This is a genomic window from Micromonospora sp. NPDC047134, from assembly GCF_040643455.1.
Lineage (GTDB): Bacteria > Actinomycetota > Actinomycetes > Mycobacteriales > Micromonosporaceae > Micromonospora.
The window spans coordinates 1-20,720 of sequence record NZ_JBEYUI010000028.1; the positions used below are offsets into that span (position 1 = coordinate 1).

Annotated in this window: 17 protein-coding genes; 3 read left to right on the plus strand and 14 right to left on the minus strand. The window is 70.2% G+C overall.

Annotated features, from left to right (window positions below; all coding sequences use genetic code 11):
* Positions 1-184: 184 nt before the first annotated feature.
* Together ABZ795_RS25090 and ABZ795_RS25095 are read left to right on the plus strand one after the other, a co-directional pair.
* On the plus strand, positions 185-1,750 hold the full coding sequence (locus ABZ795_RS25090) for a hypothetical protein (protein WP_357532110.1): 1,566 nt from the start codon (positions 185-187) through the stop codon (positions 1,748-1,750).
* Positions 1,747-3,438: a response regulator gene (locus ABZ795_RS25095; protein WP_357532111.1), complete on the plus strand. Its 1,692-nt coding sequence runs from the start codon at positions 1,747-1,749 to the stop codon at positions 3,436-3,438. The genes ABZ795_RS25090 and ABZ795_RS25095 overlap by 4 nt, the downstream gene beginning before the upstream one ends.
* 172 nt (positions 3,439-3,610) lie before the next feature.
* Here ABZ795_RS25095 and ABZ795_RS25100 read toward each other — a convergent pair whose 3' ends face one another.
* Positions 3,611-4,933 carry a helix-turn-helix domain-containing protein gene (locus ABZ795_RS25100; protein WP_357532112.1) on the minus strand — a complete coding sequence of 441 codons (1,323 nt, stop codon included), beginning with the start codon at positions 4,931-4,933 and terminating at the stop codon, positions 3,611-3,613.
* Positions 4,934-5,142: 209 nt separating this feature from the next.
* A complete protein-coding gene (locus ABZ795_RS25105; RefSeq protein WP_357532113.1) occupies positions 5,143-8,154 on the minus strand; it encodes a BTAD domain-containing putative transcriptional regulator in 3,012 nt (1,003 codons plus the stop codon).
* Between the two features lie 352 nt (positions 8,155-8,506).
* Between ABZ795_RS25105 and ABZ795_RS25110 the strand changes: the two genes are divergently transcribed.
* Complete coding sequence (locus ABZ795_RS25110) at positions 8,507-8,890, plus strand: nuclear transport factor 2 family protein (RefSeq protein WP_357532114.1); 384 nt, start codon at positions 8,507-8,509, stop codon at positions 8,888-8,890.
* A gap of 97 nt (positions 8,891-8,987) precedes the next feature.
* On the opposite strand, the gene ABZ795_RS25115 is transcribed toward ABZ795_RS25110, so the two are convergent.
* The 12 genes from ABZ795_RS25115 to ABZ795_RS25170 form a co-directional block, all read right to left on the minus strand.
* Entirely contained in the window at positions 8,988-10,391 is a 1,404-nt protein-coding gene (locus ABZ795_RS25115; RefSeq protein WP_357532115.1) for an MFS transporter, read from the minus strand.
* Positions 10,388-10,861: a hypothetical protein gene (locus ABZ795_RS25120; RefSeq protein ID WP_357532116.1), complete on the minus strand. Its 474-nt coding sequence runs from the start codon at positions 10,859-10,861 to the stop codon at positions 10,388-10,390. The genes ABZ795_RS25115 and ABZ795_RS25120 overlap by 4 nt, the downstream gene beginning before the upstream one ends.
* Entirely contained in the window at positions 10,858-11,697 is an 840-nt protein-coding gene (locus tag ABZ795_RS25125) for a 4'-phosphopantetheinyl transferase superfamily protein (RefSeq protein WP_357532117.1), read from the minus strand. Before ABZ795_RS25125 ends, ABZ795_RS25120 begins: the two co-directional genes overlap by 4 nt.
* Positions 11,681-12,835, minus strand: coding sequence for an acyl-CoA dehydrogenase family protein (locus tag ABZ795_RS25130; protein ID WP_357532118.1), 1,155 nt, complete (start codon positions 12,833-12,835; stop codon positions 11,681-11,683). The genes ABZ795_RS25125 and ABZ795_RS25130 overlap by 17 nt, the downstream gene beginning before the upstream one ends.
* Positions 12,832-13,506 (minus strand): hypothetical protein, encoded by a 675-nt coding sequence (locus ABZ795_RS25135; protein ID WP_357532119.1) that lies wholly within the window; start codon positions 13,504-13,506, stop codon positions 12,832-12,834. Before ABZ795_RS25135 ends, ABZ795_RS25130 begins: the two co-directional genes overlap by 4 nt.
* A complete protein-coding gene (locus tag ABZ795_RS25140; RefSeq protein ID WP_357532120.1) occupies positions 13,503-14,408 on the minus strand; it encodes a hypothetical protein in 906 nt (301 codons plus the stop codon). Before ABZ795_RS25140 ends, ABZ795_RS25135 begins: the two co-directional genes overlap by 4 nt.
* A gap of 2 nt (positions 14,409-14,410) precedes the next feature.
* Complete coding sequence (locus ABZ795_RS25145) at positions 14,411-14,677, minus strand: acyl carrier protein (protein ID WP_327025671.1); 267 nt, start codon at positions 14,675-14,677, stop codon at positions 14,411-14,413.
* A gap of 86 nt (positions 14,678-14,763) precedes the next feature.
* Entirely contained in the window at positions 14,764-16,032 is a 1,269-nt protein-coding gene (locus ABZ795_RS25150) for a type III PLP-dependent enzyme (RefSeq protein WP_357532121.1), read from the minus strand.
* Positions 16,025-17,407 (minus strand): hypothetical protein, encoded by a 1,383-nt coding sequence (locus ABZ795_RS25155; RefSeq protein WP_357532122.1) that lies wholly within the window; start codon positions 17,405-17,407, stop codon positions 16,025-16,027. Before ABZ795_RS25155 ends, ABZ795_RS25150 begins: the two co-directional genes overlap by 8 nt.
* A gap of 34 nt (positions 17,408-17,441) precedes the next feature.
* Positions 17,442-18,365: a 3-oxoacyl-[acyl-carrier-protein] synthase III C-terminal domain-containing protein gene (locus ABZ795_RS25160; protein ID WP_357532123.1), complete on the minus strand. Its 924-nt coding sequence runs from the start codon at positions 18,363-18,365 to the stop codon at positions 17,442-17,444.
* Positions 18,362-19,657, minus strand: a complete 1,296-nt coding sequence (locus tag ABZ795_RS25165; RefSeq protein ID WP_357532124.1) for a glutamate synthase-related protein — start codon at positions 19,655-19,657, stop codon at positions 18,362-18,364. The genes ABZ795_RS25160 and ABZ795_RS25165 overlap by 4 nt, the downstream gene beginning before the upstream one ends.
* Positions 19,654-20,670, minus strand: a complete 1,017-nt coding sequence (locus tag ABZ795_RS25170) for an asparagine synthetase A (protein WP_357532125.1) — start codon at positions 20,668-20,670, stop codon at positions 19,654-19,656. Before ABZ795_RS25170 ends, ABZ795_RS25165 begins: the two co-directional genes overlap by 4 nt.
* Positions 20,671-20,720: the final 50 nt, after the last annotated feature.

The window sequence follows — 20,720 nt, forward strand, 5'->3', positions numbered from 1 at the left end:
AACGGGCCGCACCCGTCCTACATGGACCCCCGAGCCTGCCCTCCTCCAAAAGAACCCAGCTCAGCCAACCCGCAACCGACTACGCAACAGCCCTGCCCGCACGGCGATGAGTAGCCGAAACAGCAGCAACTGCGCCGTCTGTGCGCTGCGCGAGCAGTATTCTTCGCTCGCTCTCTACACTCCCGTGCCCGAACTTCTGGACAAGCACCGCACCTGGCTGCTGGGCCTGCTGGCGCCGCGTACCAAGCAGGACCTGTTCGCAGAGCAGACCGCAGACCTGTTCGGCGCAAACCTCAGCCAGCCGGAGTGTGCGGAGTATCTGCGTTGGCGACTGCGCCTGCGTGACGCCGAGGTCAACACCAGGCGCCGACAGCGGGTGGTCCACTGGCTGGACATCGCTCGGACTGACCGGCGGTTCCGCGATCCATTGATACGGCTGCTGGTCGCTGAGTCGCACTGGCTCTCCTCAGCGCCGTTGGTGTTCCCGGAACACCGCGCGAAGATCGAGGAGATGGCGGTTGCGATGCTGGCGGGCAACGCCGCGTTGCTCGTCGAAGCGCGGCTGCGAGTGCAGGCTGCCGTTCTGCTGGCTCGCATAGCGCCGGACCGCTTCGCCCGCGAGTTGGGCCGGATCGTGCGCGTCAATCACGGCGAGGGTCTGGTGATCCCGCAGGTGTTTCTCGAGGCGTTGATCCTGCTTGCAGGGCCGCACAGCGCTGCTCCTCATTCACGGCAGCGGATCGCCCGGCGAATCGCCGATAGCCTCGAGCATCTCCTGAACGGACTCCGGGACAAGGACGATCTCACGACGACCCAGTCCGACTATGTCAACCTGCCGCTGATCCGCTACCTGCTGCTGCACACTCGCCGGCCACTGCAGGAGCCGCTGGCTGGCAAACAGGAGGCATGGTCACGGCTGCGCCATGAGATCAACTCCGCCGGCCATGACTTCTCCGATCCATGGTGGGCAGTCCGCACCGACATCGACCTTGCCGATGCGGGACAGCATGATCTCGATCCGGAGAAGATCTGGGAGAACTGGGCTCGCTGCGAGAGTCACCTTCAAGAAGCAGTCCTACCTTGCCTAGAGCCCATTCGCGACATTTTGATCAGTCGCAGCGTCATCGGCGACGTGGCGCGAAGCGAGGTGCCGCGCTGGGACGAAACCCTTTCCGCGGAAGGTCCTCAGGCCGTAGAGAAGACCACCGCGCGCATCTTCGATGTGGTCGAACAGCTCAGGCAGGGCCACCTCCCCCGGCCAGAACAAGCCGCGGTGTTACGCGCCGACCTTGAATGGTGGGGGCGATTCGCCCTTGATGCCAGGTCGGCACTGCTGCGCCGAATCATCTCCCGTGGCCCGGTGGATATCGTCGAGGCTGTCCGGGAATTCTTCCACGAAACCGATGACGAGATCGAATATCAAGATCTTCCAAGCCCTCTGGTCTTCTGCACCGACCGGCTGATCCGTCAGGTCTTTGAACACATCCGGCACAACGCCCGACAGACCCACCGGGACAGGGATGCCGAACAGCAGAGGTATCGGGTGGAGCTTGGCTTCGAGTCGAACTTGACGGTCGTCACGGTTCGGAACACCGCCAGCAGACCACAGGCCGGCGGCGGTGGCAGAGGCATGGAGACGCTCCGGCACCGGTTGGAAAGGTTCGGCGGGACGATTGAACCGGCGGCATCCGAACGACCCTGGACTTACGCGGTCACGGTGAAGCTAGAGAGGTGGAGGATGCCCGCATGACCAGGAAGCCACGTGGGCTGATCGTCGACGACAAACCCGACGTGGTCCAACGGGTCCGGAAGATCCTCGACTACGGCTTCTCGAAGCTTGGCGATGATTGGGAAGTTCAGTGGCACAGCGCCGGCGATCCGGTCGAGGCACTGAAGCTGGTGCGCGAGGTCAAGTTTGATTTCGCGTTGATCGACTTTGAGCTCCAGGAAGGTGAAACCGGTCTGAGCGTGGTGGAGGAACTGCGCCATCTGCGTAAGAACGAGTGCTACATCCTGGTGACGACTGCGGAGGCGAACCGCAACCCAGATTTCGAGCGCGTCTCGAGGAACGCTGGAGCGGACCACGCGATCATACGCACCAATCGACTGACTGTGAACCCTGCCCGCGGTGATGATGAGGGGTGGGACGCCTACAGCCTGGCACGCAAGATCCGCCGCCGGTTACGGGTCCTGGACCGTGCAGACGAATTCAAGATTGTCTTTGCGGAAGAGGCCGGTGTCCAGTCGATGCTGCACAGCCTGGGAGACCCGCCGGGCGAGCACCACAATGCTCGTACGCGCGGTGAACTGATCGCGCGTACCCTGATCCTGGAATGTCTCGAGAGCGAAAGCGATAATGACGCCACGCTGACCGTCCGGCATCTCGCAGCCGGTCGGTCTGGAGCCTACGTCTGCAAAGTTGTCCGGGAAGAGCCGGGCGAAGCCGTCGAGTCGTTCGTGTTGAAGATCGGGCTGGACCGAGCGGCGCTCGAGGCGGAGAAGGCCGCCAACCGTGCGGCGGCTCGAACGCTCAGGTCGCACGTGCTGGTCCGGCTCGACCGCGATCTCAAGCGCGACGAAGCGTCCGGCTACAGCGCGATCGCGGCGGAACTGGTCGACGACGCCGTAACGCTCGGCGAATGGCTGCAGCGGCCGGGAACGACTGTCGAACAGGTGATCACATTGGCCGACGAGCTGCACGGCCACCAACTGATCCATCTGCTGCAGAAAAACCTGTGCCGTGAGGCGCTCACCGCAGACTGGCTGACGATGTCTCCGGTACTTCGTCTACGAGTGTATGACGCGCTGAACGCATATGCAGAGGTGTGGAAGGACGAGCGCGGCGCGGGCCAGCGTGACACGGAAGAGATGGCGGCCGTGATCCGGGCGTTCGTCGAGTCCGGTGTGCTACCGGCAACGGCCAAGGAGCGTCTCGGTAACCGCGTCATACACGCACACGGCTTCGGCGATCTCCACTCGGCGAATGTACTGGTCCAGGTCACTGACTCCCCCCGGGCGCTGCTGGTCGACGCATCCAACTACGCCGTGCATCACTGGGCCACTGACGTGACCCGCCTGCTGGTCGATCTCGTTCTGCGGGTTCGCCGTCCCGGCATTGAGTCGATGCTGTGGTCCGAGGTGTCCGTTGAGGCCGACTTCGCCAGCGGGCTCTGCCACTGCACCGGCGAAGTCGCGGTAGGCGACGCCGCGCTTGTCGACGCCTACATCGCCCGGGTGGTGGCCGAGCGGAGCCGATATCTGAGCCTCGACACACTTCAACCCCGCGAGGTGGACTGGCATTGGCAATGGCACGTAGCGCTGGCTCGTGAATTCCTACGACAGGGATCGCGGCCCGGCCTGATACCGACACGGGCCGTTGTGGCGTTGACGGCGGCCGCGCGTCATCTCGATCAGGCAGCCGCGTCCCTGCGCGACTAGACCATGTGCCTGGTTCAGTGAGGGCTAGGTGGCGGCGGAAGGACGGAATGCGAGCGCGGGTGTCGGAGGGGTGCGAGTTCGGTACCGGTGATGCGACCCGCGACCGCAGGCCGGGGTGCGGGGAGCCGGGGGGCACGCCGGAGGGGCGTGCCGCCGCGGCCGCACCGCACCGTCAGACCCGGACGTCCAGAGCGCAGAGCTGAGCCGCGCGTACCAGGTGCAGGATCCGGAACCGGGACTGCCCGGCGGTGTACGTGGGGCGTACCAGGCCACGCAGCACCAGGGAGCGGACGGCCCGGCCGCTGTCGGGCAGGCTGTGGCCGGTCAGGGTCATCACCTCGGCCAGGTCGAAGGTCTCTCCCCGTACGCAGAGGGCGTCGAGCAGTTCGCGTTCGGGGGCGGGCAGGGTGGCCAGCCGGCGGTCCAGGGCGTCGCGCAGGTTGATGCCGCCGTCGGGGCCGGCGAGGTGGTGCAGCAGTCCGGCCGGGCCGTCGTGCAGGCACTGGTGCAGGGTCGCGATGTCGTAGACGACGAGCCAGGACGCGGCGGCGTGGATGGCCTGGGGTACCCCGTCCAGTCGCCGGCAGATGTCCGCGATCAGCGCGGCCTCCCGGATGTCGGGGTTGACGTCGGGACGGAACCGGCGGGCCCGCTCCATGAAGATCCGGACCGCGGGGACGTCCACGGTGAACGGTTCGCCTTCCGCGGGTACGGCCAGCGGGTTGAGCAGGAAGTGTCGTTCACCGGGTGCCCCCAGGGGGAATGCGGCGGTGACCAGGATCCGTAGGCCCGGGCAGTCGCGCAGCAACTGCCCGATGCGGTGGGCATGAGCGGCCTCGGTCACCCCGTCCAGCACCAGCAGCGGCGGCCGGTCGGCGACGATCTCCATGAAGGCGGCCAACTCGTCCGGCCCGTTCGCCGGGGGTGCACCACCCCCGGTGCCGAGCAGTTGATCGGCTGTGGCGCGGACCAGGGTGGAGAGGCGGTCACCGCCGGTCGGGCCGGTGAGGGGGCACCAGAGCACCGGGATGCGCTCGGCGGTGTGCAACCGAATGGCCACCTCAAGGGCCAGCCGGGTGCGGCCGACCCCGTCTATCCCGACGATGGTCACCAGCCGTTCGGCGCCGGTGCCGAGTTCGTCGACGATGACGGAGGTCTCGGCCTCCCGCCCCAGTTGTACGTCCACGGCCAGGGGTGGGGACGGCGGGTCGGCCTCGTAGCCGGCCTTCACCGCCCAACTGGTCCGTCCTTCCCCGGCGGCGGACTCCAGATCGGCGCGGGCCCGTGTTCCGAGTCGCAGGCCGTCGGCGATCAGCCGTACGGTGTCCTGCCGTGGTCGGCGGGCCCGGCCCTGTTCGAGGTCGCGGATCGCCCGGACGCTGACGGTGGACAGGTCCGCCAGTTCCCGCTGGGTCAGCCCGATGCGGGTGCGATGCCGGCGGACCAGCGACCCGAACAGCGGCACGTTATCGGCGATCGGCACGTCGATGCTCATCTGTTGTCCCACTCCCTATCACGATTGCGTGGTGACGGGGGTGGCGCGCCAGGAAGCGCCGCCCGGCGGATCTGGGACACCGGGACAACCGCCGTCACGACCCATCGTCCCGATCTCACTATCGGCCGACCATCATGGCGCCAATCGTCAGTGCGGATCTGGGCAGCGCCGTCGCCCCGGCGTGGTGATAGCGGTGATAGCGGCGCGGGTCAGGCGGTGGCGAGCTCCTGCGCCAGCCGCTCCGCCTCCCGTAGTTCCGGGCGCATGCCTCGGGCCCGGAAGGTCTCCGTGGCCTGCTCCAGCAGCCCACCGGCCTCGACGAACTGACCACTGTGGTATGCCAGCCGAGCCAGGTCGAGGCGTACCACGGCGGCGCCCCCCAGGTCGATGATCTTCTCGCGTACGGTCAGGGCCTGGGTGTAGGCCTCCCGGGCCTGGTCGTGGCGTCCGCTGGCCTCGTGGACCTCACCGAGGTTGCGCAGCAGGTGGCCCTCGCCGATGATGTCGCGGCCCCGACGGACCATCTCCAGCACCTTCGACAGCACCTGTTCGGCCTGGGCGTGCTCGCCACGGCACAGCAGCACCTGCCCCGCGCGGCGCAGGGCGTGCGCCTCTCCGTGGGCGTACCCGACGGAACGGAACACCGCCAGGGCCTCGTCGAGCTGCTCCTGGGCCATCGCGGTGTGGCCTCGGCGCATCCACACGTATGCGCTCTGGGTCAACACCGTGGCCCGACCGATCACGTCCCCGACCTGATCGAAGTCCCGGGCCGCCTGCTCGTAGCGCCCGAGCGCCCGGTCATCCTCTCCGCTCTGCCGGTCCAGCAGGGCGAGATCCCGACGGCACAGGGCCAGGCCGTGCAGATCGTTGAGCTCGTCGAAGATCTCCAGGGCGGCGTCGAGGGACTGCCGGGCCTGGTCCGGTTGCTGTCGGCTCAGGTGCATGGTGCCCAGCGAGGCCAGCACGGCCGCCGTACCCCGGCGGTTGCCGGCCTCCCGGACGGCCTCCAGGGCCCGCCGGTGGGTCCGTTCCCACTGGTCGAAGTAGCCGCGCGCCTCGAAGAGGGTGACCAGGGTGGTCGCCAGGTTCCAGGAGAGTTCGTGCAGACCCATCCGGGCGGCCTGCTCGACGGCCAGGCAGAGGTTGGGCTGCTCGTTGTCGAGCCATTCGAGCGGCTCGGTCAGCAGGTTCTCGACATACGCGGGCGGCGGAGGCCAGCGCAGGCCGTCACCGTGCAGCAGGGTGTAGGCGCCGCCGTAGATGCGGGCGTGGGCCTGCTCGGCGATCGACAGCCAGCCGCCGATCATCCGCTCGGTCGCGGCCAGTTGGACGGCTTCCCCGTCGTGCAGGGTGAGCTGTTCGCGGGCGAACAGGCGGATCACCTCGTGGAACCGGTAGCGGAACTCCCCGGTGCGCTCGATCGCCACCGCGTCCAGCATCTGCACGTCCACCAGGGGTTCCAGCAGGTCGGACGGGAAGGGGCGGTCGTCGTCGAGCAGGGCGCCCGCGATCCAGCCCGGCACGGTCGGCCCCTCCGCCAGGCTGAACAGCCGCAGCAGCCGCCGGTCCGGGCGGTGCAGGCCGTCGTGGGTCAGGGAGAGGCTGGCTCGAATGGTCATCTCGCCGTGGGCCAGTTCGTCGAGCCGGTGCCGCTCGTTGGCCAGCCGGTGCACCATCGAGGCGAGATTCCAGTGCGGCCGGGCGGCCAGCCGCGCGGCCACGATCCGCAAGGCCAGCGGAAGACCGCCGACGGTACGTACCAACGCTATGGCGGCCTCCGGTTCCTGGTTCACCCGATCGGCGCTGATCACCCGGCTCAGCAGTTGCAGGGCCTGGGCCTGGTCGAGCACGTCCAGCTCGACCAGTTGGGCGCCGGGCAGGGCGGTCAGCCGCGACCGGCTGGTGACCAGGACCGCGCAGCTGTTGCTACCGGGCAGCAGCGGCATGATCTGGGCCTCGTTCGCGGCGTCGTCCAGGACGACGAGCATCCGACGCGCGGCCAGCAGGGTCCGGTACATCTCGGCGCGTTCGTCCGTGCTGTCCGGGATGACCGGGCCGGGTATGCCGAGCGCCCGCAGGAACCGGCCGAGGGCGTCCTTCGCGCTGACCGTGTCGGCGCCGACCCCACGCAGGTCGCAGTAGAGCTGGCCGTCGGGGAACCGCTGGGCACCGAGGCGGTGGGCCACATGGGTGGCCAGCGCGCTCTTGCCGATGCCGGGCTTACCGGCGATGACCACGAGCCCCAGGGCTCGCCTCCCGTCGCCGCCGACCAGCGCCGCCTCGATCGTGTGCAGGACCGGCTCGTTGACGACGAAGTCCGCCGTGTCGGCGGGGAGCTGGTGCGGGTGCTCCTCGCCGTACGGAGACAGCGGCGCGGTGGGGACGGCGGGGACCCGCGGCGAGGCCGTCACCGGAGCCGGTGTTGCCGGCAGGTGCAGGGCGGGGTCTCGGGTGAGGATGGCGGTCTCCAGCTGGCGCAGCTCCTCACCCGGCTCCAGCCCCAACTCGTCGTTGAGCAACTGCCGGCCGGAACGGTAGACCTCCAGCGCCTCCGCCTGACGGCCGCAGCGGTGCAGGGTCAGCATCAGCTGCCCGCGCAGCCGCTCGCGCAGCGGATGTTCGTGCAGCAGTTGGCTGATCTCGCCGACCAGTTCGTGGCTGCGCCCGAGGTTCAGTTCCAGCCCCAGGTAGGTCTCGATCGCCGTCAGCCGCTCCTCGTCCAGCCGTAGGCCACGGGTGCGCAGGGTGTCGCTGGGCACCCCGCTGAGACAGGGGCCCCGCCACAGTGCCACGGCGGCGCGCAGGGTCTCGGCCGCCTCGGCCAACCTGCCCTCCTTGACCAGCACCCGGGAGGCCATCACCTGCCGGTTGAAGACCTGAAGGTCCACCGCGTCCTCGTCGGCCTGCAGCAGGTAGCCGGGGGCGCGGGAGACCACGGAGGCGTTGACTCCGGCTTCGGTGAAGCTCTTGCGCAGTCGGGACACGCAGATCTGGATCTGGGTGCGGGCGGTGTCCGGTGCCTCCTCCGGCCAGACGAGGTCGAGTAACCGGTCGGTGTCGACGAGTCGGCCCGCCTCCATGAGCAGGCAGGCGAGGATGATTTCCTGACGCCCCGGTGGGATCCGGACTGTCCGGGTCGGCCCGTCCACCTGTAGGGGACCGAGGACTCGGAAGACGATTCCAGCCTCGGCGGCCGGGCTGGTGAGGGTCAGGTTGCGCATGGTACTCCCAGGCCGACAGCGTGCTTTGTCGGAACAGTGGACTCCATTGGGGACGGATTGTCCAGCAGGCGAAAACGAATGGGACAGTATTCCATGGCTATCGATAGAAATTGCCCGTTTCATTGTATTCCTGCATCTGTGCAGGCTGTTGCCCTACGGAACTGCCGGAAGATGCAACTCCCGCCACCGCGGGCCGCCGCTGTTCGGCGCAGGGGAACCGTCCTGAAAATCTCGGCACGGATAGGCGCGTCGGTGAAGAAAGCGCCGTGATAGGCGGGAGTTGTCCGTCTCGTGGAGATTATCTTCGCCGGCCGCACACGGGTGGGGCCAGCTAGACGGAGGAGACCGCGGGATGACCTGCCATGGGGGTTCGCTGAATCACAGTGCCGCCACTGCGGTCGGGGTCGACCACGTGCGCCTGTCGTACCACTATCTCAACATCGGCGACATCGACGGATACGGCTCACTACTGGATGAGAACGTGCAGGTCCAACGACCGGACATGGCGCACGGCAGCGGGCGCAACGAGGTGTTGCGTACCCATGTCCGGGTTGCCGGGCCGCCGAGCCACCACCAGATCTACAAGGTGATCGCGGACGGTGACGGTGTCGCCGTCACCGGTCGGTACACCGATCTGCCGGGCAAGCGCGGCCAGGACTTCGTCGACGTGTTCACCCTGACCGACGAGGGGATGCTGCTGGGTTATCGGCGTTTCTACTACGTCGCGCCGGACTGACTGACAGGGCAGCGGCCGGGATCCGGGGGGTCAGCCCACGGATCCCGGCCGCTGCACCCATATGGGGGGCACCGGGTCAGGGTGCACCGGTCTGGGGTCACACGTTGCGGCTCGCGGTGACCAGAACCTGGTCGGCGGCCGGCGCGGGATCGGACCCCTCGAAGGCCGCCGGCACCGGCTGCGCCTCGACCGTCGGCTGCGCCTCGGCGGGGGCCGGAGTCGGCTCGAGATCGGTGGTCGGTGCCGCCGGGTCGGTGCCACCCAGGCTCTCCGGCCCCGGGGGCGGCTGGCGTAGCGCCTGCAGCGCCGCCACCGGCGCGGCCAGGGCGACCACCCCGCACACGAACCAGGTGGCGGTGACCCCGATCACGGCGGAGAGCGCACCGAAGACGACGATCGACACCGGAGTGGTGCCGATGCCGGCCAGCGTCAGCATCGACATCGCCGTTCCCAGCCGGGCGCGAGGAGACGCCTGCTGGTAGACGGTGACGATGGCCGGGCCGTTCAGGCCGGCCATCAGACCGACCAGCGTGCCGACCGCGGCGAGGGTGAACACCGAGTTCATCGCCGCCATCGCCAGGATGCCGAGACCGATGCCGACGCCGGTGACGACCAGGCGCACCATCAGCGGGATGCGGTGGGCGAGTAGGGCACCGGTCAACCCGGCGGCGATCGCGCCGCAGCTGAACGCGACCACGACCACGGCCACCGAACCGACACCCCAGCCCCGCCCGTCGACGATCAGCGGCAGGGCCACCTCGATCGGCCAGCCGAAGGCCATGTCGAGCAGGAACGCGCAGATGAACAGCCAGCGCAGGCGGCCGTACGTGCGCAGCAGGCGGATGCCGTCGCCGGAGCGTCGGAGCATGTTCTCGCCCGGAGTCCGGTCACCACCGGCCATACCACGGGTGACCACCCACATCGCGGCGAACGAGACCCCGCAGGTGGCCGCCACCACCGCCATCGCCTCCCACAGCTCACCGGTGGCGATCAGCCAGGCGCCGATCGGGGTCCCGATGATCGGCGCGAGCCGGGTGACCAGGGACGACAGTGAGTTCGCCCGGGCCAACTGCTCGCCCTGGGCCAGCCGGGGCATCAGGGTGCTGGCGGCCGGGCTGCCGATGCCCAGCAGCACCCCCTCGATGGCGGCGATCACCACCAGCGGCCAGAACCACGGCGTGGTGAAGACGACCACCGCGCCGGCGGTGAGCAGCACGGCGCGGGCGGAGGTGGTGCGCAGCAGGACGAACCGGGCTCCCAGCGTGTCGGCGATGGGGCCGGAGAAGATCAGGGTCAGGGCGCGGGGGACGGTGCCGGCCAGCATCAGGGTAGTGATCGCGCCGACGCCGCCGAGTTGGACCGCGGTCCAGGCCAGGGCGACGAGCAGGACGTAGTCGGCGGTCAGCGACAGGCCCTGGCTGGCGGTCAGGGTGATGACCTTCCGCCACTGGACCGCCGCCTGGACCCCGTCGGGGGCCTGGGACTTCTGCGTGGAGGTCATCGGAGTTCCTCACTCTGAATGGGGGTCGCGGGTGGGGGAGCGGACGGGTTCGGGGTGTCCGGGCGGTTGCGGTGCCGTGTGGACGGAGGGCGAGGTGGCGGGAGCAGGACGGTGCCGCAGCCGCCGTGCAGGGCGTTCTCGACGGCCCGCCGGGCGGCTAGGCGTTCGGCGGCGGCGTCGGCCGAACCGGGTGCGCTGACCCGCAGAATGCCGCCCAGATCCGAGCGGCCCAGGCGGGCCAGGGCCTCCGCCGCACCGCGTAGCGCCGCTTCATGCCGGGCGGGCACACAGCTCAGGACGGGTATCGCCGAGGGGGTGAAACGCATCCGTGGCACCGCATCGGGCGGGTACGGTCCGCCACCGCCTGGCCGTTGGGCGATGCACCGGTCGTCCGGCCCACCGCCGCGGCCCCGGCCCGGTCCGGTGGGGCCGGCCGGGCGGCGGCCGGTGGGCTCCGGATGGTGTCTCATGCGGCTCTCCTCGCTACGTGGGGCGGGGACGAGTCCTCGTCTCCGGGTGGTGGGGTCGCCTCGGGTCGCTCCGGTGGCCGGCCGGTCGGTGCCTCGGTGTGGCCGCCGTACGGGTAGGTGTGCCAGTCCCACTCGAACATCCGTAGCCGCGGGGGCCGGTCACCGATGGTGGCCAGGGTGGCTACGAAACCCGGCGGGGCGGGCAGGTCCCGCAGCGACCAGCGCTGCCCGGCGAAGGCGCCGGTGCCCTCGACGGTCCCGGGCACCAGGACGCCGAGGCGCAGCCCGTCCAACAGCCGTCCGCCGCTGGCTTTCACGCACGACTCCTTGCGCGACAGCAACCGGTGATAGGCGGCGTTGCGGGCGGCGTCGTCGGGCTGTCCGGCGACCTCGGCGGCCTCCTCGGGCGGCATGAATCGGGCCGAGAGGGCGTTGGCCTGGACGTCGTCTCTGATCTGTTCGATGTCCACCCCGACCGGGTCGTGCAGGCGGACGGCGAGCAGGGCGTGGCCTCCGGACCGGCTGAGGCTCCACTGCCACCGGCGCCACTCGCCGTCGAAGTACGGCTTGCCGTTGGGGCCCCGGGCCCAGTGCAGCGTGTAGCCGGCGACGTCGAGATAGCTGCCCAGTACCGACCGCACCGCCCCGTGCGCCGCCACGAAGCGGTGGGCCGCCTGCTCGTCGCGCAGCCGGCGCGCGCGACGCAGCTCGCCGGCGTCGAGCAGCGCGGTGAACGGGTCGACGGTCTCGCGTGCGACGTCCAGCACGATGTGCCAGACGTCGGTGCCCGGCGGCACTCCGACGTCGACCCAGACCGGATCACGCGGCGCGGACATCGGAAAGCCGTCCTTGCAGGTAGCCCTCGGCGAGGGTGAGCCGCTGAACGTTGCCGGTGCCTTCCATGAACTCGAAGGCGCGGGCGTCGCGCAGGAGCTTGTCCAGAATCGGGTGCTCCCAACGCGCCCCCGGCCCGAGCAGCCGGACCGCCGTGGTGGTGATCTCCTCGGCGAGGCGGGTGGCACGCAGCTTCGCCGCGGCGGCGAGGGTGCCGTCGCCCGGATTCGCGTCGGCGGATCGGGCGGCGGCCAGCACCAGGGCGCGGGTGCCGGTGAGACGCTGCTCCCAGTCGGTGAGCAGGTGCCGCTCGGCGGCCCGGTATCCGCGGCGTTCCGTGACGACCAGGTCGTACGCGGCCTGGGCGACCCCCAGCGCCAGGCAGGACACCACCGGCCGGTAACGGTTGAAGGTGCGGGTGGCCGCCCACATGCCCTGCCGGGTGGCGGAGCGGTGCCGGCCGAGCATGTCGTCCTCGGTGACCGGTACGTCGGCCATCCGCAACTCGCTCAGCTGCAACGCGCGTACGCCCCGGGTGGACAGGGGTGCGGCGGTGAACCCGGGCAGGTCGGTGTCGACGAGGACCGCCACCATGCCCAGCGGACCGGCGCCGCGGCGGGCGAAGACGACGCCGATGCGGGACCGTGCGCCGTTGCCGATGTACCGTTTCGTGCCGTTGAGCAGGAAGCCGTCACCGTCGCGGCGAACGGTGGTGCGCATGCCGCCCGGATCGGAGCCGTGCGTCGGCTCGGTCATGGCGAAGAAGGCCCAGGTGGGTTCGGCGGTGACCCGCTCCCAGAACCGTTGCCGCTGGTCGTCGTCGGCGAGGTCCCCGATGACGGACGAGGACATCGACGGGCCGGGCAGGGCGAGCACCGCACCGGCGTCGACGCGGGCCAACTCCTCCAGCACGACGACCCGTTCGACGCAGCTGTGCAGCAGGACGGGCCGGCCGCCGACCCGCAGCGGCTCCGGGTTGTACTCGGCGGGCAGGCCCGCGAAGGGGCGCCACGGCAGTCCGCAGCCGGGTGACGAGACCGCGAGGTCCGGGTTGCGGTCGCGGTCCAGCGCGGTGGGGCGCAGCAGGTCCGCATACGCGCGGGCATGTGCCCGCAGATCGGTGAGGAAGTCGGTGTTCATGACGCCTCCATGTCGGTCGGGGGCGGGTAGGTCTCGGCGAGCAGCTCCGACACGTGCAGGTCACCGCCGGGCCCGTCGGTCAGGAAACCGGCGGCACCGAACAGGTGCAGGCAGTTGCGGCCGCTCTCGTCGAGGGCGCGGTGCACCCGGTGCAGATCTGTCCCGTACCCGTCGGTGTTCAGCAGCGCCCGTGCCTCGGCGATCCCGGCGGCGGCCTCGGCGAGGATTCCCCGCACCATCTGCAGGTGCAGGGTGAGGACACCGCCGACGGTCCGGCCACGCAGGTGTTCGGCGGCCTGTTCGAGCAGCCGGGTGGTCAGGCCGAGCCGGATCCAGGCGATCCCGGCGGTCCAGGCCGTCGCGGTGTCCGGGTCGGGGCCGCCGCCCGGTACCCGCCAGGCGATCAGCTCTCCGTCGCCGGTGACGACGCGGTCCAGCACCGTCTGGCCGTACGGCTGGGGTCGTGGACCCTGCGGTGTGGCGTACCGGTCGCTGGCGGCGTAGACCGCGGCCGGCAGCAAGGTGTGTCCGCCCGGCCCGACCGGCACGATCCCGGGGCTGGTTTCCGCCTGGAGCGCGCCCAGCGCCGTGACCACCCCTGCGGTGTACGCGAGGCGGTGGTACCGCGCCAGGTCGGTGGCGGCGGCCGGCGTGCTGACGGTGACGGTCATCGGACCAGCTCCCTCACCTTCTGCGGACGGATGGCCAGGTGCGGCATGGCGGGTGACGCGATGTCGCCGGCCGGGTGCCGTGGTGGTTCGGGGCGCGACGCCGGCAGGGTGACGGTGACGGCGCACCGGTACGGCAGCACCGGATCGCGGTCGGCGATCAGCACCCGGCCGCCGTCCGGACGGCTGTCGAGCAGTTCGGCGAGGGCCAGCCACACCCCGGCGCAGGGGTGTCCCGGCTCGGCCCGCCGCACGGGTACCCCGGTCGGCAGGTCGGCCAGAGCGGCACCGGCGACGACCAGGTCGACCTCGCTCGTCAGCGCCCCAGCCGCCCCGGTGCGGGTGACCGTCACCGTCGGCACGTCGAGTCCGATGGTGCCCTCCGGGCCGAGCAGCAGGGCCACCGCGACGTCCCGGACGGGCCGGACCGCCGCGTCGTCGGGCGGCAACGTCGACTGTTCCATGATCAGGATCAGGGCTCGGGTGGCCGCGCCGGAGCGCAGGTACTGGTGGGCGACCCGCAGCGCGGTGTACGGGCCCGCCACCCCCTGCTCCGATACTCCGAGCATGATCGGGTCGCCGGGCAGGAGGTGTGACAGGACCGGCCCGGGAAAGCTCTGGTGCCGGCAGTCGGGACTGGCGTCCACCGTGATCGCCAGGTCGACGCCGACGAGTTCCGGGCCGAGCTCCTGGACGACCGTACGGACCATGTCGTGGTAGCTGACCATCGGACCGTCGGTCAGCCAGGACAGGTCGGTGAAGTCGCCGTAGAGCGCCTCCATGCGTTCCCGCAGGTTGATCCGGTCGGCCGGGTCGCCCGGGGTCACCGGGTGGGTGAAGGTGCGGGCGACGATGCGTTCCAGCGCCGGCCCGGCCCGTTCACCGGGTTGCCGCAGGGCCGACATGGTCAGCGGCTCTCGGCGAGGAAGGCGGCCAGGGATCCCACCGACTCCAGGTGGGCCTGTTCCAGGCTCTCCGGGTCGACCTGCGTGTCCAGGGCGTCCTCCAGGGTCATCAGCAGGGCGAGGACGCTGGTGGAGTCCAGGTTCAGATCGTCGAAGAGTCGGGTCTCGACGGTGATGTCGGTGAGGTCCTGGCGCAGCACCTCCTCGAGCGCGGTGACGATGACGGTGACGATCTGCTCGTTGCCGGTCTCGACGGTCGTGGCGTTCATTGCGGGCCTGCCTTTCGGGCGTGAGATTGGGGGAGGTGACGCGGTTGGTACGGAAGCGACGCAGGTGGTGCGGAGTCGAGCCGGGGTCAGCGGAAGTCGTGCAGGATCTGCGCGGCGAGCAGGCTCTCCACGTCGTCCCGGGTGCGGACCAGCCGGGGCTCGCCCTGGTGGATGAGCACCTCGGCCGGGTAGCCGTGGCTGAGGAAGTGCACCGGCGAGGCGGTCGGGCCGTACGCGCCGGAGCGCTCGACCCCGATCACGTCGCCGGGGCGCAGGTCGCCGGGCAGCTCGACGGCCTTGCCGATGGTGTCGTTCGGGGTGCAGAGCGGACCGGTGACGTTCCACTTCACCGGCTCGGCGGTGCTGTCCCGGTTGAGCAGCCGCATCGGGAAGTTCCGCTTGACGAAGGAGCCGATGCCGACCGCGGCCATGTGGTGGTTCGTGCCGCCGTCGGCGACCGCGAACCGCTCACCCATCGACTCCTTGACGTAGCGCACCTCGACGGCGTAGGTGCCGCTGTGCCCGACCAGGTACCGGCCCAGCTCCATCACCAGGGTGGTCTGCGGGTGGCGGTCGTGGAAGGCGGCGAAGACCGGGTTCAGCTGGTCGGTCAACGCGGGGATGTCGAGGTCCCGCTCGCCGGCGAAGTACGCCACACCGAGCCCGCCACCGACGTCGACGATCTCCAGGTCCACCCTGAGGTGCTTGCCGAGTCGTTCGGCCAGATCGAGGATCCGCCCGGTGTTCTCGACGATCGTCTGCTCGGAGAGGAACCGGGTGCCCAGGTACGCCTGGAAGCCGCACAGCCGCACCGACGGGTGCCGGCCGGTGAGGTCCGACTCCGCCAGCAGAGCTGCCTCGTCGATGCCGAACTGGCGGGGTTTGCCACCCATGGTCAGGCCGCTGCCCTTGACTGCGAAGCTCGGGTTGACCCGCAGCACCACCCGGGCGGTGGTGCCCAGCTCCGCGGCCAGCTCGTCGATGAGGGCCAGTTCGCCGAAGGACTCGCAGATCAGGGTGACCTCACCCTTGAGACACGCGGTGAGTTCGGTGCGGCTCTTGCCGGGACCGAGGAACATGATGTCCTCGGCGGGGACCCCGGCGCGTTCCGCGGTGACCAGCTCGGTCAGGGAGGAGACCTCGGCGCTGGCGCCCAGGGAGTGCAGCAGGGCGCAGACGCTGATGTTGGGGTTGGCCTTCAACGAGTAGAACATCCGCACCGCCGGGTGCAGCCGGTCACGCAGTTGCCGGTACCGCTCGGTGATGGTCGCCCCGTCGTAGACGTACAGGGGGGTGCCGAACCGTTGCACCAGCTCGGTGACGGGGACACCGCCCAGGGTGGTCGACTCAGACATGGACGGTCTCCTTGTGAACAGCCGCGACGACCGCGTCGTCGAGGTCGGTGATCTCCTGTTGGGTACGGGCCAGCAGCAGCCCGTACAGGCGCCCCACGTACGGACGGGTGTCGCCGGGTTCGGGGGTGGCCGCGTTGACGGTGGCGAAGTTGTTCACCACCAGGCCGGTGCCCCGATCCCGGTCGAACAGCAGGTCACCGAGCCAGTGGCGGAGGTCCGCGAAGGTGACCGGCCGGGTCAGCCGCAGGTCGTACTGGCGGGCCAGGGCGACGTTGTCCGGGCCCATGAAGCGCTCCTGCAGTCCGGTCTGGTACGTCGACATGTTGTTCCGGGCGTTGATCTCCAGCACCGGCAGCAGACCGCCGTCGGTGGTGGTGATGGCGTCGACCCCCACCACCCCGTGGAAGCCGTCGGCGGCCAGCCGGGCGCCGAGCCGTTCGCTGGCGATGACGAGCTGGGCGGCGTGCTCGGTGGAGAGCCGGGCGGGGAAGCGGTGTCCCTTGTGGACTCCGTTCTCGGTCAGCGCCTCCTTGACGAAGTCGAATCGGACCGAGCCGTCGCGGGCGACCGTGAAGTGGTAGTTCAGGTCCAGGGCCTTGTCCGCCCACTCCTCGATGACCAGGGCGACCCGCTGGTCGCCGGTGCGTTCGGCGCGTCGGGTGACCATCCGGACGAGCTGGTCCATCCGGCGGATGTCATCGACGACCATGATGCCCTTGCCGGATACTCCGTACGCGTCCTTGACCCCGACCCGGCGCCCGGCGGCGACGGCGCGAGCAGCCTCGCCGGCCGCGGCGACGAACTCGTCCACGGTCTCGCACTCCCAGCCCACGGCCTGGGGGAGTCCCAGGTCCGTCGCGACCCGGCGGCTGTAGATCTTGCTGTTGACCGCCTTGACCACGGACACCGCCGGCAGCGCCGGGGCGAGCCCGGTCAGCTCGCACAGCTGCTGCTCCAGCAACGACATGCCGTGCGGCAGCAGGTACGCCCCCTGCCCGGCCAACGACCGCAGCGCCGCCAGCAACCGGGGCGAGCGCAGCGCGTCCTCACTGACCGTGGCCGCTGGGTCGTGCTCGTCGGTGAGCAGGATCCCGGGAAGCTCGATCCCCAACTGCACCAGGTAGTTCAGGTAGTCGGGGTCGGGGGCGGACTTCAACACGACGTGGTCGCCGGGCCCGGCCAGCAGTACGGTGAACTCGTCCATCCGGTTGACGATCGCCGTGGACGCCCTACCGCCGAAGACCGGCAGGCCCACCTCGTCGCGGGCCCACTCGTCCTCGACCTCGAAGTTGCCCAGCAGGACGAACGGCGTGCCGGTGGCTCCGGTACAGGCACTCTTGACACCCTCTAGGAACGTCGGATCCGGAGGTGACATCGGCTGTTTCCCTTTCTGCGACGAGGTCGACGGGTCAGTGCCGCAGCACGGCGGCGGTGAACGTCGCCCCGAGCCCGACGGCCGCCATCAGGTACAGATCGCCCGGGCGCAGCCGGTCGGCCGCGCGGGCATGGACGTAGTTGATGAACGGATCGGCACCGAAGCAGTGCCCGGTGGCCGCGATGTTGTCCAGGTAGACCCGGTCCAGCGGGACGTTCAGCAGCTGACAGGTCCACGACCAGGACAACTTGTTGACGTTGTGGGGCAGCAGCAGGGCCAGGTCGTCGACGGCGACCCCGGCGTCCTGGCACGCCTGGCGGATCACCTCGGCCAGCACCTCGTTGTGGTCCTTGACGAAGTCCGGGTGCAGGGGCTGCGGCGGGACCGACTCGGCGAACTGGCCCAGGGTGCGGGTGGCCACGCCGAGCAGCCGGTCCCGATCACCGTTCGCAGTGACCAGGCAGGCGGCGGTGGCCTCCCCCATCACGGTGCTCTCCGGGATGGTCTCGAGCAGCGGCATGAAGGTCTTCTCGCCGGTGAGCACCAGGGCCAGGGCCTCCGGGTCACCGTCCGCGGCCAGCAGCCGGCCGGCGAGGTCCACGGCGAGCAGACCGGCGGCACAGGCGCGCTGGGTCAGGGTGAACGCGACCGCGTTGGGCAGGCCCAGCGTGGCGCAGACATCCTCCAGCAGGGTCTCCCCGGCCCGGTTCGCCGGAGCGATGGTCCGGCCCAGCACCACGTAACGGACCCGGTGCTCGTTTCCGCGCAACTCCGTGAGGGCTTCGGCCGCCGCGACCAGCAGCGGTCGCAGGTCCCGCCCGGGATCGCGGAGCACCTTCTTCAGCCCGAACAGCCGCCGGTAGGTCCACATCTGCTTCGGGTCGGTGTCCACACAGATGTCACCGATGTCCACGCTCAGCGCCGGCAGGTGACATCCGACGTCCAGCAAGGCGGTCATGCCGGGCTGCCGATCGAGGCGGTACGCGCCGGTGACACGGTCGTCGGGGTGGCACCCGGCCACCACAGATCCTCATCGGTCAGCGCGTCGGCGCGGTACTTGCCGACCGCGCTGACCAGCAGTCGGGCCTCCAACGCCAGCGCCTCGACCAGGCGGGTGAGGCCGTCCTCGGGATCCTCGTCGACCGCGAGCAACGCGGCCCGACCCAGACCGACGGCGGTGGCGCCCATCGCCAGCGCGCGGACCGCCCGGCCGCCCTCCCAGATCCGGCCGGTGGCCAACAGACATCCCTCGGGGCGGCCGATGCGGCGCAGGCACTCGGCCAGCGGCAGGCCGACCTGATCGAGGAACGCCCGGGGCGCCCATCCCGTGCCGCCCTGCGCGCCGTCGACGGTCACCGCGTCGCTGCCGGCCTGCCAGGCCGTGGTCGCGGCTGAGGCCACATCGCGTCCGGGGTGGAACTTCACCCACACCCGGGCCCGTGGGAAGTTGTTGCGCATGAACCGGACCTGCTGGCGCAGGATCTCCTCGGTGAAGGTGCCGGGGGTGGCGCAGCGCAGCCACCGGTCCGGGCCGAGGACCTCCCGGACGGCGAACTGACCGGCCAGCCGGGCGGCTTCCTCGGCGTCCACCGCGGTCATCCCGCCCAGTCCCGGCTTGGCGCCCTGGCCGGTCTTGAGTTCGAAGCCCAACCGACCCGAGTCCCGCAGTTCCCGCACCGAGGTGTCGCTGTAGACCAGGTTCCACACCTCGGAGTCGGCGTCCTCGGTGCTCTGCTGCACCACCACACCACCGACCCCGGGCGGGCACTCCTGCGCGTAGGCACGCAGCCGGGCCAGGATCGGCGACTGTGCGGCCTCGGCCCGCCGGTATCCGCCGACCGGCACCATGTTCTCGCCGATCACCATCGGGATGCCGAGCCGGCCGGCCTGCCGGCTGGCGGCGATCCCCGCGTCACCCGAGGCGACCCGGGTCGAGCCGAACGCGGAGACGTACACCGGCAACGGCGAGCGGAAACCGCCGATGACGGTTTCCAGGTCCACGTCGTCGTGCAGTGGTTCCCGGCCCAGATCGATCAGCTTCTCCAGCCGCCGAGGCATGAACACCGGCGGCACCAGGCGGGCCAGGTCCAGCTCGTCGGTGCACCCGGAGGGGCCGGACAGTTCCTCGTCACCGGCACCGTGCAACTGCCGGCCGTACGTGTCGACCGGCGGGAACACCGCAGCCGTGCCCTCGCGGGCCCGCTGACGGATCAGCCCCTCGGGCAGGCCCGGCGCGCAGACCCCACTCACGGGGACACCACGCCGGGAAGCTTCGGGTAGGCGCTGACCTGCCAGAGTGCGTCCAGGCCGGTCAGGAACCGGACCAGCCGCTGCAACCCCATGCCGAAGCCGGCGCTGGACGGTAGGCCCTCGCGCATCAGCCGCAGGTACCAGTCGTACTTGGCCGGGTTCTCGCCGCTCTCCCGCATCCGGGTCACGAGGGTGGCGTAGTCCGCCTCCCGCTCGCTGCCGCTGACCAGCTCCCCGTAACCGCCGTGGGCGATCAGGTCGAAGTTGCGCAGCACGCCCGGGTCGCCGGGGTTCTCCTTGTCGTAGAAGCCCCGTGATCCCTTGGGGTAGTCCGTGATGAAGAAGGGCCGGTCGGCCTCCCGGGACAGGATCTCCTCACCCGCCCAGTTGATCTCGGCGTCCGGGCTCTGCGGGTGACCCTGGTCGCGCAGCCGCTGCACCGCCTCGGTGTGGGTGCAGCTGTCGAACTTGCCGGTCAACAGTTCGGCGAAGTCGAGGGGGTCACGGCCCAGCTCCCGCAGCACGTCCGGCACGGTGTCGAACACGTGCGCGACGACGTGGGTAAGCAGCCCGGCGGCGGTGTCCATCGCGTCCTCGCGGGTTCCGCCGGCGATCTCCACGTCGATCTGGTGGAACTCCACCAGGTGCCGGCCGGTGTCCACGGTCTCCGGCGGTTCCACCCGGATGTTCGGTGCGATGTAGAACAGCTTCGGGAAGCCGCGCAGCGAGGCCTGCTTGTAGAGGATCGCGCTAGTCATGATCTTGTACGTGTGGCCGTAGAAGTCGACGTCGAGGGCCTTGGCGCCCCGGGCGCCCGGGTCGGTGACCGGCCCGATCAGCGGGGGCAGCAGCTCGGTGAAGCCCTGACCACGCAGGAACTCCCGCGCCGCGTACAACGCCTCCTGCTGGACCGCCATGGCGGCCTTGGTCTTCTCGGCGATCAGATGCTCGCCGAGGAGACCGGGGTAGGCGGCGGCTTTTCTCACCGCCACCGTTTGCTCTGCCTGGTACATCTCGCCTCCCGGGGTGGTCATTGGTCGTGTCTGGTTACGACGGCCGGCAG